The organism is Vibrio sp. Of7-15, assembly GCF_022347565.1.
Lineage (GTDB): Bacteria > Pseudomonadota > Gammaproteobacteria > Enterobacterales > Vibrionaceae > NORP241.
This window is the reverse complement of sequence record NZ_JAKRGH010000001.1, coordinates 22,747-37,374: the sequence shown is the minus strand read 5'-3', so window position 1 is coordinate 37,374 and position 14,628 is coordinate 22,747. Positions and strand designations below refer to the sequence as shown.

At 41.0% G+C, this 14,628-nt stretch carries 7 protein-coding genes; 2 read left to right on the top strand and 5 right to left on the bottom strand.

Annotated elements, in window-relative coordinates; genetic code table 11:
- The first annotated feature begins 355 nt into the window (after nt 1-355).
- Nucleotides 356-1,465, top strand: coding sequence for a maltose/maltodextrin ABC transporter ATP-binding protein MalK (gene malK / locus MHO82_RS00115; protein WP_239181816.1), 1,110 nt, complete (start codon nt 356-358; stop codon nt 1,463-1,465).
- A 52-nt stretch (nt 1,466-1,517) separates the two neighbouring features.
- Here the strand turns inward: malK and MHO82_RS00110 are convergent, their stop codons facing one another.
- The 4 genes from MHO82_RS00110 to MHO82_RS00095 all read right to left on the bottom strand — a co-directional run bounded on the left by MHO82_RS00110 (nt 1,518) and on the right by MHO82_RS00095 (nt 10,027).
- A complete protein-coding gene (locus MHO82_RS00110) occupies nt 1,518-6,233 on the bottom strand; it encodes an OmpA family protein (RefSeq protein WP_239181815.1) in 4,716 nt (1,571 codons plus the stop codon).
- Nucleotides 6,226-7,407, bottom strand: coding sequence for a Tricorn protease domain-containing protein (locus MHO82_RS00105; RefSeq protein WP_239181814.1), 1,182 nt, complete (start codon nt 7,405-7,407; stop codon nt 6,226-6,228). Before MHO82_RS00105 ends, MHO82_RS00110 begins: the two co-directional genes overlap by 8 nt.
- 408 nt (nt 7,408-7,815) lie before the next feature.
- Entirely contained in the window at nt 7,816-8,691 is an 876-nt protein-coding gene (locus MHO82_RS00100) for a MalM family protein (protein WP_239181813.1), read from the bottom strand.
- 61 nt (nt 8,692-8,752) lie between these two features.
- Nucleotides 8,753-10,027: a carbohydrate porin gene (locus tag MHO82_RS00095; RefSeq protein WP_239181812.1), complete on the bottom strand. Its 1,275-nt coding sequence runs from the start codon at nt 10,025-10,027 to the stop codon at nt 8,753-8,755.
- A 371-nt stretch (nt 10,028-10,398) separates the two neighbouring features.
- On the opposite strand from MHO82_RS00095, the gene glgX reads away from it, so the two are divergent.
- Nucleotides 10,399-12,372, top strand: coding sequence for a glycogen debranching protein GlgX (gene glgX / locus MHO82_RS00090; protein ID WP_239181811.1), 1,974 nt, complete (start codon nt 10,399-10,401; stop codon nt 12,370-12,372).
- Between the two features lie 96 nt (nt 12,373-12,468).
- On the opposite strand, the gene MHO82_RS00085 is transcribed toward glgX, so the two are convergent.
- Entirely contained in the window at nt 12,469-14,445 is a 1,977-nt protein-coding gene (locus tag MHO82_RS00085; RefSeq protein ID WP_239182262.1) for an alpha-amylase family glycosyl hydrolase, read from the bottom strand.
- Nucleotides 14,446-14,628: the final 183 nt, after the last annotated feature.

The window sequence follows — 14,628 nt, the reverse complement described above, 5'->3', positions numbered from 1 at the left end:
TTCGACAGAATAAAACCATCTCCAAAGGGTAGTGAGATATTTTTATTCACTCTTTCTAAGACTCGTAAAGGAAGAGCACCATTTTTACTCACTGAATAAGTGTTTATCGAGCTAGCTGATTCGTTGTTTCAAAGGCTGCCATTTATGGTTTTCACCAGTAAAACCGTAAATGAAAGTCAATCGGGGGAGACCAACGAGATTGATTCAGCTTTTGGGGCGGTGTGTGAACACCACTTGGCGTCACCACCGCCCCTTATTTTCTCTGCTACCTAAAAAACTATTCTTTACCACTAGGCCAAATAGTTCATACTCTTCACCCTAGCGGTCGCAATAAAATTTATAGAGGACAGGCTCAATGACGAGTGTCACGTTACGCAATGTATGTAAAGCATACGATGACGTTTTAATTTCTAAGAACGTTGATCTGGACATTAACGAAGGTGAATTTGTAGTATTTGTTGGCCCATCGGGCTGTGGTAAATCCACACTACTTCGCTGTATTGCAGGCCTAGAAGATATCACCTCAGGTGACTTATACATCGGCGGAAAACGCATGAACGATGTTGAGCCATCGAAACGAGGGGTAGGTATGGTGTTCCAATCCTATGCGCTCTATCCTCATTTAAACTTATTCGACAACATGTCTTTTGGCTTAAAACTCGCGAAAGCCAATAAAGGAGAAATCAAAAAACGTGTTGATCACGCCGCCGATATTCTTCAACTTGGTCACCTACTTGAGCGCCAGCCTAAAGCCCTTTCTGGTGGTCAACGTCAGCGTGTTGCCATTGGACGTACGTTAGTTTCTCAACCTGATGTCTTCTTATTAGATGAGCCTCTGTCTAACCTAGATGCTGCCCTTCGCGTGCAAATGCGCATTGAAATCGCCAAGCTACACAAACAACTGGGTTGTACCATGATTTACGTGACCCATGATCAGGTAGAAGCGATGACCATGGCAGAAAAAATTGTTGTACTCGATGGTGGTTATGTTTCTCAAGTTGGTGCGCCATTAGAGCTGTACCACTATCCGAAAAATCGCTTTGTGGCTGGCTTTATCGGCTCACCAAAAATGAATTTCATCAGCGTTCACATTGAAGAAGCTGAAAAAGAACGCGTGAAAGTTAAGTTGGCCAATGGCAGTGCCTTCTGGATCCCGGTTGATGGCACCACAGTCACAGCAGGCGATCGCATGTCCCTTGGTATTCGCCCTGAGCATCTGGTGCCTGAAGAGCAAGGAGATGCAAAAATTGATGGCGAAGTATTGGTGGTAGAAAAACTAGGTTACGAAACCCAAGTCTACCTTAACCTTGAAAGCGCCGATGCCGATGTGATTTACCGCGTACCAGACACGCTACTGCTAAATAGTGGCGATAAGTTCTCTATTGGTATTCCAGCTAACCGTTGCCACTTATTCCACAGTGACGGAAAAGCTTGCCAACGCCTACATAAAGAAGCGGGCGTTTAATAAAAAAAGCCGATCTTAGATCGGCTTTTTATCATCAGAATAAAAGTAACCTTTAACTATTTTTTATCATTTTTTCAAACGGGTATATTGAGTCCACAACTGTTGGTTGCTTTTTGACCCAATGCTCTAACATTTTTTTCTTGTCTTCATTGCTATACCCTTCCCAATAAGACGCGACAGACTTATCAACGCCATCTTTACCTAATTCACCAGTAAGAAGCCAAGGTGCCCCTGTTCGCAATTTACTTACTGTTAACGCAGGTAGATCTACTTTAATACCATCTATCTTATAATCATTATTGGCAGACATATTAGCCTGAAATAGTGAACTCACTGATAATGTCATCTTGTCATTTATATTATGAGCAAGGCCACCAAAAGGACGTAACCCTTTAACATTCACTCCTGTTGGAGAAATATAATGCAACGGCACTTTTAAAACATATAAAGCGTACTCTTTTTTATCATCTAATGAATTGTCTTTTTCTAACCCTTCCAGAGCCCCTGCTAAGAAAGACTCATGTTTCTTATCTAGTGTACCTTCTATTTTTTCATGATCACGTAACCACAGTGGGTATGAGGTACCGTTAGTTTTATTCATTTTCTGATGATAAGCACTAAATTTAATAGAACCAGCAAACCTCATTGGATAATGATATATAGGCCCCTTAACTGATTTATCCTTAAGTTCCATGTTGAGCTGTAATGTCATATCAATACTCTGCCATGGCACTGACATCGTCTGATAGCTTTCCTTATTATGCTCTCCTACTAGCAGTACAAACACCGACATCGGTTCTGCCTTAGAACCTTTAAATTCAGCCGCACGAGAATCACCCCAAGAAAAGTCATGTAGCATTTCATTATCGGATAGAAAACCACCCTCATTAAAATGTTGTAACTCATTTTTATAATCAATAGCCAAAGCCTTATGGTTAACCTCCTTAAGTACCGAAGTAGAAAGACGTTTTCCGGTCTCCGTTGCGTAGGTAAACTCTTCCACTTTCACTAAATGACTTTCCGGTATTTGCAATAACTGCCCATTGAAACCATTAGAAAAACTTACTTTATGGGTATTTTCACTATGCACACCAACCAAAAAATCTGACTTATCATCGTCTTGGCTTGAAGATTTATATAAAGGCAGCGGAAACGCCATTTTACCGCTCTTACTTTCATCCTCAGCTTGAAGGAAGAACTCATAATACATAGAGCGAAACCCACCGCTTTTCACATAGGCTTCATAAGCTTTACTTTCCCTTGCTCCCAAAGAATCAAGCACCTGCTCAATCCCAAACATAGCTAAGGCTGATAACCCCTCAACTCTTCCTTTAGATGTTATCGGTTTAACCCCAAAAATACCGGTGTCACCGAAATAATAATTTGGCTCAAATTCGACAGCAGTCAGAGACTCTAACTCTTGAGACTTATAATAATCTTTAAGTTCATTTCCAACATCTACACTGAAATCCTCAACGTTCATTGGGGTGAAAAACACCTCAAAAGTTGGCCCTGAAATATCAACGCCGTCAATTCGACGGTAGCCTAACTTGTACGGGAAGGCTGTTTTAGTCACTTCTTTTTGTAATACAATCTGCAATTTCAAGCGGTGAAAACAAGAAATACGGTTCGACTTATTAGATGTCTTCCATTCATCTAAGCGCTCCCATTTATCTCCTTTTTGATCAGCGATCAATACTCGGCAAAAACCAACCATATTTGCTTCAAGCTTAACTTTGGTTATCGAGAAGTTACTTGCAAACTCTTGGAAAAGCTCCTTTTCCCCATGCTCAAACAATTTGGTCTGGACAGGAAATATTCGATTAAATAAGCCAGAAGCCATTTTTGACGGAGCCAATAACTTATCTATTCCTTGCCGACTATCAAGAGTTTGAACTGTAACAGGCCAATAAGCGCTATATTGCTGCAATAACTCGGTCTTTTTCGCTTCCTTTTCATTAATCCAGCTTAACGCAAGGTTATTACCACCAACCGTGGCAACAGACCAATCATCCCTTTCTATATATTTATCAATAAAGCCTTTTACATCATAATCATCCAGTGCTTTTTCAACACGGCTAACCCCCTCTTTATTTGAGATGTGGGCCAATAAAATCATTAAGCCATTAAAGCCTAGCGCCCTGAGTTTAAAACGTTTTAGCAGCTCTTTTTTCGTCGAGTCTGACGATAAAAACTTGGTGAGGTCTTCATAACTTTCTAGCTGTTGCTCAAGTTCAATCTCTATATCTCGAACTTCTCGAAGCATTCTTAAATGAATACGGGAAAGGTTTATCAGTTCTTTTTCTGCACTTTTATTTTTAAGTAATTGTTCAAAGTGATAATCAAACAAAGCTGAATCGAGTAGTTTCAGCGCCGAAACAGCAACTTCAGTAGCATCTTTCGCTAATAAAATGCCTCTTGCTGCTGGGCCAATCAATGGCATAAAACTCGCCACATCAAGCATACCTTGCAGCACCGCCATTTTAAGCTCTTTCTCGGCTTTATCTACGTCATTAATCGCTAACATAGAAGCTAAGCGGGAACGTTCCATCACTTGTGAACCCATTCGACTTGGGTGGAAAATCACATTTAGTGCTTGCAAATAAAGGCGTATTTCAACTCGGCGGTTTTTCATTAATTCAGGATTAGAGCGATGCACATCTTTACCATAAGCCTCTACGACAGGCATGTTTTCGCCCATTGCTCTAATGTAAATACGATCGTGCAAAGATTCAGGAAACGCCTTTTTCGCATTTTCAGCTCTGGCTCTTGAAACCTTCATATTGATTTCAGGTGTATCGACTTGGCAAGCATGACCTTCAATTTCAATATGAATACCACCTTGCTCTTTGATAGCGTCACTGATGGCGCTAATGACGGGCTGATTAGCGATCATTTCATCTTTGGTTGAGTTAAAATGAAATAACATGACGATTCCGGAACCTTTTGGCCCATTAAACGTTTTGATCAAATCTAAATTATTTTCAGAAAGGCTTTTTTGAGCTTCTTTTACGGCTTCATCGATTTTCTTATGCTGGGCAACCTTTTCATCATCCCACACCGGAATATTTGCAAGATAATCATAAGCAATTTGGCTTAAGTCTCCTTTTGCCGCTTTGCTTTTTTTATTCATTGCCTTTACTTGTTTACCTTTACTATAAAGATCGTTCAGTGACTCAAACGTATTGATAAAAGAAAACCCTTTATCTGCAAAGCCACCAACACCGCCCATCCATGATTCAGCTAACGTACCACTGAGACCTCGGTAGTTTTTATTTTTAATGTCATCAATAAAAGCATGCAACGACTCTTGAGCTTTTAACTTATCAAAAACTTTATTACTGAATAAGGCTCGGCCACTAAAGTTCTGCATATATTCTGCGCTGCCACTATCTAAAGTCAGCAAAGATTTCAGTTCGTCCCAACCGCCAGCAACACTTTGTATACCCCAGAACAAAGCCCCACTGGCCACCATTGCATCTGGCAATTCCGCCTTATCAATTTTATCCCAAAAGATTTTACTCACATTATTCATTACGGCCGTAGGGCCATTTTCAATGTGCGGATTTAAACCACCGGTTAACAAATTCGTTCCAAGCTCGGAAGAAGCATCACGTATGCTATTTAAGGCTGCCAAACTTGTTAAAGCTGGGCTATCTATTCTTTTCGACTCAGGGATATCGCCTTTTAGGTACTCTTTCATCCAACCTAAATACTGAGGGTATTGGCAAATTAGCGATTCTTCCAGCGATAACATATCCCCTGATACCATGGCAAATTTACCCATTGGGGTATTTTGATTAAACTGAATGTATTCACGCAACTCGTAATAATAAACAACCTTTCCGAAGTCATTAACACTATCAAGATTTGATTCTATGATAGATTTAGGAATAATTTTTTTAGGGTAATTTTCTGGGTCAAAAACGACCCTTACACTATAAAAATCTTCTTCAAATTTATCAGCATCAATATTAAACAGCGCACAAGGGTAATATTGGTCACTTTCTTCTAATACCGTTGCTTTAGTTGGTACACCAACTTGTACCCACTTACCACCATTAATTTCATCGCCTGATTTATCAACCACAAAGCGATGTAAACTGACCATAGCATTCGTATAATCAGGGCTAGAGAACATCACCGCACAGGTCGAGAACGTTGGTAATAAAAAGCCTTTAAGTGGCTTGCCAGCTTCTTGTACTTTACTTAACCACTCATTATAGGTTTGCTCGGCATCGCTTAATGAGCCATCTTGCTTTGGCTTATAAGCTGGGGCTAATTGGTCAACAGATACTTGGGTAACAGCAAACTCGGTACTAAGGGCCGCCTTATTGCCCACCGTTTTTACTAAAGATTCTACTTTAGAACAGAGCTCTTTATTATCTGGGTTTAACGCAGATAACCTCGCTAAAATAGATAATGGAGGAAATGAAATTTGGTACTTTTCTTTGGTTAATTTATGAACCGGATCGCTATGGCGTAATATTTCAAACGTATCATCACTTTTTTGGGTCCCAACACCAAGTGCCCTGATCCCACCATAATGATCCGTTCCCCATAAGTAAGGGTCACTGCTATTCACATTTGCCAAAATGGGGGTATTAACAATAGGGCGGATATTTTTCAATTCACGAACATCACTATTATTAGAGTTTATATGCCAGGCTTCATAAATATTTTTTTTCGAATCTGAATCAAACTCTGAAAAGAAATGGGCTCCAAATAAATAATAATCTGATACCAACTCTTTTTTATCATTACTCATGGATGACCTCCTTCACAAAATCACCATTATTTGCAAATGCATTATAAAGAGCTGAATCCGTCGCACTTTGCCCTGTTCCAATTTGTCCCCAGCGAATGTAATCATCCGTAATTAGCTCATGTTCATCATTCAATTTAAATAAAAATACTAACCCTGCACCATTTCGTACGTACTTAGCATCTAAACTTATTAGCTCAAAAAAACGAAATTTCCCTGGAGTACGTGGAATAATTGTTTCTTGTTTAAACGTTTTCGTATGAGTGTCAATTAAAAAACGATAGTCTTGGCTCTCTGCCCAAGCATAACGCCCTGTCGGGCTGATTGACCTTTTTAGAAATGAAAAACGTTGTCGGTAATCATGATCTGATAAAAACCGCTCTAACTCTTCAGGGTCCGATGACTCAACACCGACACTATAAAGCCTTTCATTTTTACTTTCATCGTAAACCACCACCCCATAATCAGACACCACATACCGTTTACCTTGGTATATCACCGAATGGTTAGAAAAATGAATGTCCACTTCTTCTTTTTTCTGTGTCGCAATATCGTATTTCCAATAAGATCGATTGTCTGCAAAATACACATAGCTGCTGTCTTCTGCCCATAAGAACATGTCTTTTCCACGCGACTGGCCAAGGACGGTGCTGGTTTGTGTTTTTAAATCAAACAAGATTTTGAACATGCCATCACTGTGACCATAAGCGTAAGCTAAGTAGCGGTTATCTGGCGAACGACGCATTACCCGTACTGAACCGTTAAAATCGTCCGTGACTAAACGTAAATCAGTACCGTCGGTTTTAATGCTCCATATTTTATCGCGCGCTTCATAACGCTGCTCTTCTGTTTGAGCACCGTACATGATGTCGTAGCGCATGTTATTCCAACGAAACATCACTCGGGGTAAGTCGTAAGAACTTTTGTCATTCAAATCTTCACGTGGCCATTCTTGCGCTTTATAAATAAAATGAGCAGGCTTACCTGAATTCCCTTCACGAATAACATAGTTATTCTCAGTCACGTATTCTCTATGGTCTTCCCACTCTTGCGCATTCTTTTGCTCAACAACACTTAATGGCTCAGCCGCCGTATTATTCGTGCCTATTTCAGGCTTACAGGCCGCTAATAATGCAATAACGAAAATGACACTTAGTTTTTGAATTAATCTCTTCATTTACATCCTAATTAAATTCGGCTTGTTCTTCGATTTTGCATAACTTTTTATAAACTAAGCTAGATAACAACAGTATCTACTCTAAAGATAAATAAAAGTTTTCCACTCTTTTTTATAAAGCACCTTTAGGGCATAAAAATGGCTTCATCACTAAAGCCATTGCAATAAAGCTTTCATTACTCATTTATTAAGTAATCTTTACGGGGAGTGTTACTTCTAGTTTATTGTGTGGCAACTTAATTTCAGCGTAACACTATATCATTGATAAAGCAGCAGCCTGAGTAAGCCTCATCACTTGCTGAAATGATCAACATCATCAGATTAGGAAGCAAAGCCAAGTGTCTATTAAAAATTTCTGGCACAAAAAAGGCGACTAAAATTAGCCGCCAAAAAAGAAATAAGGCAGGATTATTTCTTTATAAGTTGAATAAATACGTCTTCCGCGCTTTTTGAACCTGCTCGCTTGGCTTCTTCAACCAAACGCAATGCTTTTTTCATATCATTTTCAGCAACCGCTTTTTCTATTTGCTGGTTATAAAATTGTTCGGTCTCTGTCAGCATTGAAGGCGAAGATAAAATAGGTTTCAGTATGATCTTCTCTTCTGGTGTTACTTTAGTTTCTGGTAGCGAAGATTTAGTAGCATTAAATGCACGTAAAGTCAGTGTGTCTAATTCAAGCTCTAATTTGCCTGTTGGGGCATGCTGATACACAGGGTCTGTGACCATTGGCCTCGCTTCGCCTAACTCTTCCGCTCGAACACGGGCTGGGTGAGGTACAGTAATCTTTTGATTTAAATACGCTTGAGGTGAATAAATAACAACGTAAGGTGTCTCTGAATGCAGTAGCGTCACGCTTGTTGAGTACTGACTGCGTGTGAACATACTCGATGTTTTCACATCAAACTGTTCCAAATCGATTTCTTGTACAGGTTTAAAATGTTCATCAAGTGCAATGAGTTTAGGAGCAAACACTTCACTGCCAGACATGAAGCTATTCAAGGTTAATGTTACTTTTTCAGAACGCTCAGGCAGCTTAAAGCTAGCAAAATAGCTTTTTCCATCGTCAAAAACACCGACAGGTGAAGATTCATCAATCACGAAATCAAGCGACTCACTCTTCTCCAGTCCGATCCAAGGGAACTGTGCAAAACCATTGCAGCACGCTTCAGCGGTTATCAAGGCTGACTCATTTAACGCTTGATCTTGAACTCCTGAGGGCATTTGGCTACAACCTGCTACGAAAGCGGCTAAAAATAGCGCAGAAGTCGATTTGATTATCTTCATAATTTATTTCTCTTTAAAACGACAAAAGGCAGCTCGTGGCTGCCTTTATATAAAAGATGGATTAGAACCAGATTTCAGTATGAATACCGAAAATGGTTTCACTATCACCACTCTTAATACCAATAATACCGGCACTCGCATCATCATCAGCTTTGATGTGGCTAATGTATGGTTTGATTTGCGGGCGACCAAAGTAGTCAGCATTCACCGTAAACGCCGCTGCCACTTCTAAGTTGATAATTTTACTATCGATACTATCACCAGTACGACCGCCAAAGTAACCTTCTTTACCTTCTTCATGGCCGTATGAAGCCGTTGCCTCTAAACGCAGGTTATCATTCATCTTATAAGAAGGGCGAACAGCTGCAATATATCGCACTAAGTCTTCCGCTCCAAATAACTGATCTAATGCAGCCATGTAAGTTAGCTCAGAGCCCATTTGCAGCTTATCGCTAATGTTTAACACGCCGTAAGAAGTGAAGAAAATAGACTGAGCTTTATCATCACCACCAGCCCAACCACCGAAGTTTACGCCACGGTTTTGAGCCACACCTTCACCGTAGGCAATCGCTGTTTGTGTCCAGCCATCAAAACCGTAGTAATCGCGATTATAGGTAATAGAAGCGCCTAAACCGCTGTCTGCTGAATCACCTTTATTCGCTTGTGACATGACTTTTAAATCAAAATCAAAACTACCACCTAATGCCTTAACGCCGTAGTAGTAAAAATCTAGTGATGTAGCCGTTGTACGCTCAGCATCGTGAGTAGCATTACCTGCATCAGGGTCTGCCGATACTAATGCAATACCTGCTGTTTTACCGTCAAGTTTAGTCTGAATACCCGCACCAACACCCGATGATTGCTTCCAGAACTCACCAGAAAGGATACCCGATGCACGGTTTAAGAAACGCTGACCGCCCCAAATAGACGTGTCGTCACCAAGGAATGATAAGCCACCAATTTCAACAAAAGTCTCCTTAACCTCAAACTGAGCTTCATCATTTTGCTTTTGGCTGCCAGATGAAGTGTAAGCGTAAGAGTTACCATTGCCATACTCAGTACGAACCACGAAATCAGACCATGTACCATTCTCTAATTCTGTGTGCTTCTTAACGGTGAATTCAACTTGGTTGGTGCTCTTTCCATGCGTCCCTGCCGTTTTGTAGTCTGGCTTGCCGTATTCTGTATCTACAGTTTCACCTTCAACCATACGGTAGTTCATAGAAGCATAACCATGCACTTCCCACCCATCCGTAACTACATCAGAAGCGGACACATTAAATGCACCGACAGTCGAAAGTATGGCAGCCGCCACTGGCACTAGCTTGAATTTCATGAGGCATTCCTTCGTTCTATTTTTAATTTTGTTGGGTTAGCAACGTTTCGGAAGGAATACTAAAAGTAGTAAGCTAATTGAACATCCCCCTTTATCTGAGGGAGTAGAGGAGGATGACCTAGGAGTAGATTTTAAACAGAACAATGTTTATGAGAGTTATATCACTAATATTAGGCGTAATGTCGTAACTAAGAAACAGTTATGGAAAGGAAGGTGTTATATAGATCATATTTATATCAATATAATAGAAAGTATTAGAGATAAACTTTCAGAAGAAAATTTATTGAAATAATTGCCTTGACGATTACCTAATAGCCCTTTTTACTATTAGGAACAGTGTGTAGATATATAAGATCCAAAGAGATAATAAAATGTCTAATGTCAACTCTCGCCCGTACCCTTTAGGGGCTACATTATGTGATCAAGGTTGTAATTTTTCAATTCATGCCCCTGATAGCTCTAATTTATCTTTGGTCTTATTTGATGAAGATAACAATAAAAAGATTTATAAACTAAAAAATAACTATTCTGGAATTAGGCATATATTTATTGAAGGCATTAAAGCCGGACAAAAATATGGCTACATGTCAAAGATTCATGGGGAAGAATGGATACTCATCGACCCCTACGCCTACGCTTTAGATAAAGCGCCACATTATAAAACGCCATATAGCGCCGAAAAAAGCTGGCAATTTTGCAAAGCGGTTGTCACCGATACCACCTTTGATTGGCAAGAAACAACCCGGCCTCGCATTCCATTACATGAAACCCTACTTTTTGAAACCCATGCCAAAGGGTTCACAAAACAAAACCCAAACGTCAGTGCCCAACACCAAGGTACGTATTTAGGTTTAGCAGATCCTGCCAATATTGCGTTTTTAAAATCTCAAGGCATCACCACCATACAACTTCTTCCTGTCGCGGCTTGTATGCATGAGCCACACCTTCTGAACATGGATAAAGTCAACTATTGGGGGTATAACCCACTCACCTTCATGGCCCCAGATCCCCGTTATGCCAACGAAGATGCTGTCGTCGAGCTGAAAACCGCCATTCGAGAATTGCACCGTAATGGCATTGAAGTTGTGCTCGATGTGGTCTTTAACCATACCGCTGAAAGTGGTGATGGCGGACCAATATTTAACTTAAAAGCCCTAGATAAACATTACTACCTACAAGCAGACCACCACCATATTAATTACACGGGCTGTGGTAACACCGTTGATATGACTCACCAAGCCAGCATTAATTTAGTCATGGACAGCTTGCGCCACTGGGTAAATGAATATCACATTGATGGCTTCCGCTTCGATCTGGCTGCGACTTTGGGCCGTAAACGCGATCATTTTGATATGTATTGCGGCTTTTTTAAAGCAGTAGCACAAGACCCAACTTTGCGCCAAACAAAGCTCATTGCAGAGCCTTGGGATATTGGCCCAGATGGTTACCAACTTGGCTACTTCCCTGACGGTTGGAATGAGTGTAACGACAAGTTCAGAGATTCCATTCGCAGTTTCTGGCGTGGTGATAAAGGCTACCTAAAAGAATTTGCCACTCGTATTATGGGCTCGCGCGATCTGTTCAGTGCCGGGCGCTGGCCACAAAAACTCACGGTCAATTACATTAGCTACCATGACGGTTACACGCTGCAAGACTTGGTTTCTTATAAGCAGAAACACAATGAAGCAAATGGCGAAGAGAACAGAGATGGCCACGGTGATAACCGCTCTGATAATTACGGGGTTGAAGGCGAAACTAACCGTGCCAGCATTATTGCAATTCGAGAAAAACAAAAGCGTAATTTAATCACCACATTGTTGTTTAGCTTTGGTATTCCTCATTTACTCGCTTCAGACAGCCTTTCTCACACTCAAGGTGGTAACAATAATGCGTATTGCCAAGACAATGAAATAAGCTGGCCAAGCTGGGAGCTAACAGAAACCCAACAAGCCTTTAAACAGTGGTTGGCTGATATGATCCAAGCTAGAAAACAGTGGATGATACCGTTTATCGAATCATTCAGCGGTGAAGGTCGTGGTCATCATCGTATTCAATGGCTGCGTCCAAGTGGGGATCACATGGTGCATGATGATTGGCATGATAAAGAGTGCCTTGCTCTTCATATGGGTTTATTCAAGCAAGGTGATGAGTTGCTGCTGTTGGTTAATCAATCAAAAGTGCCTTCTCGATTTACTTTACCCAATGAAAGCGAGCAAGAATGGGTGGTCATCTGTGATACTAATGATGATGAGGTAATAGAACGTTCAGCATCGAGAGAGTACTTGCTTCCACCTGTCTCTATGGCTGTTTTACGCTATAAAGCACCAATAACTAAAGCCAAGTAGGAAACAACAAAAAAACGGAGCTCAGTATCAGCTCCGTTTTCTTATCTTTTACTTTTTGTTCTTATCTAAGACTTTTATCGTCTCTGCCCGTCTATATTACAGGCACTTTGATACCATTATATTTAGCGGCTCACCACCATCAGTAAATGACAGGCTCCATACATAACGCCCAGCCTCAGGGAAAACAACCGCAGTGTCTTTTCCGTAACCACCTCTTTTCAAGCTACCTTCTTTTCCAAGACCTAGCTCTAACCCATCGGCAGTAAATTGAGGGTTCCAGTTTTTACTGGCAAACTGAGTTCGAAATCCACCGGCTTTTTCATCCACCACCACTTGGTAAGTATTATTGCCTTTATAGTCAAACTGTCTGAACGTTTTATGTTGCCAACCTGAATCTAAGAAATCGCCAACAACATACAATGAATCAGACATTGGCCCTCCTTCAAGGGTAGGATTATCACACTGCGCCATAAATCCCTCACCAGCCAGTACACTCTCTGCCTGATCTAATTGAACCGTTAGATCTGTTGGAGATAGGATATCTAAGAAGCGAGCTTGGAAACCGTTTAATGGGATCTGGTAGGAGCCATTATTTAACTCAAAACGCTCACCAGACATTAAGTCCACCAACGCCCCTTTCGAACCAACCTCTGCACCAATCAGCTCTATTTTCTGCGCTCCATCTTGGGTACTCACCATATAAAGCACAGCATCATTTTTAGCTTGCTTGTGATCAACATACGCGGAAGACGTCGCAAGCACATTGGTACGCTTTCCTTGAGATAAGGCAGGGTGTTCCACTCGCAATGCCATTAACGCAGTAACGTAGTTTTTTAGATCGGTTTGCTGGGCTGTTAATGGTGCAGTCACGCCCTCAATCTTGGCACTAGTACGGGCCACATGATCATCACAATAACCCGCTATCGCACAGGTTTCTTGATTTCTTTTCGCCGCAAAATTCTTTGTTTGATCCCCTATCTCATCGCCGTAATACAAGGTGATAGGGCCACTGTACGCCGCTTGAAAGGACAATGCCGCTTTATGACGCTGCCAATACTCATCACTTTCTGGTTCCGCAATACCACCACGCTGTAATAAATCACCAAAGCGAACTAAATCGTGATTGCCTAACATCAAATTAGGTTTGGCATGATCTGGGTACACACTGTGCAAATCCATGCCCTGATCTAACCACTGCCCGCCTTTCGCACCAATGCCATTTTCATTCACAGCAAAGGTTTCCACAACGCGGTATCGAACAGGAAAATCAAACGCAGAGCACAGTGCTGGCGATCCCGTCTCACCATAACCTGTTTCCGTAATGTAATTTTCGTTATTCCAGATTTCAGCCACCATGTAACCGAGTGGATTCACTTCTTTACCTTCATGGTTCGTATAAGTAACGCTTTTTGATGCTTGATCGACACTCTTACGAAGCTCTACCCACGCATCCGTTGGTACTTGATACGCTTGATCCAAACGCCAGCCATCAATCTTGAGCTCTTTTATCCAATATGTTGCCACTTCTTGATAAAACGCCAAGCTTTCAGGGTAACTAACCGGATTGTTTTCACCTTCAGGTAATAATCCATTTGGCGAAGGAACCACATTGTCTTTATGGTGCCCAAACACACCATCAAAGAACACATACAAGCCTTTTTCGTGGGCTTTTTCTACCAGCTCTTTGGCTTTTTCCATGGTTCCGAATCTCGGATCAATCGCGAAATAGTTGCTAGTAAAGTAGCCAGTGGCATCGAGTCTATCAGCCCAATGGTCTTGACCTTCGACGGGTATGGAATCAAAAATAGGAGTTAGCCAAATCGCATTTACTCCAAGCGACTGAATATAATCTAAAGAGTCGATAATTCCTTGAATATCACCATGATGATGACTAGTTCCATACCCGGTACCATGACCAATACTGGGATCACCATCGACAAAACTTTCAGTCATTATTTGATAAATACGTAAATCATTTGCAGCTTGGTGGGTTTGAACATCACACTGATAGGTATTATTGGCAAAAGAAGAATGCTCTAATGCAGGCTCTGAGCTACTGCAACCCAGTAGCATGCCTGAGGCTATGGCAACAGCCAATGTGGATTTAACTATCCTATTATTCACGGTTATTTCCTTATTTATTATAAATGTAAGGGTACCGATGAATTATTAAACAGCGAGCGTTCAATGAAACCATCCTTCAAACATCGTTTTAAGGCGTAAGAAAAGGGAGGAGAAAACATAAACGGGGGTGAG

What these genes read in the sequence shown, in the direction of transcription:
- malK (WP_239181816.1), top strand. Translation starts at nt 356, where the DNA reads ATGACGAGTGTCACGTTACGCAATGTATGTAAAGCATACGATGACGTT.
- MHO82_RS00100 (WP_239181813.1), bottom strand. Translation starts at nt 8,691, where the DNA reads ATGAAGATAATCAAATCGACTTCTGCGCTATTTTTAGCCGCTTTCGTA.
- glgX (WP_239181811.1), top strand. Translation starts at nt 10,399, where the DNA reads ATGTCTAATGTCAACTCTCGCCCGTACCCTTTAGGGGCTACATTATGT.
- MHO82_RS00110 (WP_239181815.1), bottom strand. Translation starts at nt 6,233, where the DNA reads ATGAGTAATGATAAAAAAGAGTTGGTATCAGATTATTATTTATTTGGA.
- MHO82_RS00085 (WP_239182262.1), bottom strand. Translation starts at nt 14,445, where the DNA reads ATGCTACTGGGTTGCAGTAGCTCAGAGCCTGCATTAGAGCATTCTTCT.
- MHO82_RS00105 (WP_239181814.1), bottom strand. Translation starts at nt 7,407, where the DNA reads ATGAAGAGATTAATTCAAAAACTAAGTGTCATTTTCGTTATTGCATTA.
- MHO82_RS00095 (WP_239181812.1), bottom strand. Translation starts at nt 10,027, where the DNA reads ATGAAATTCAAGCTAGTGCCAGTGGCGGCTGCCATACTTTCGACTGTC.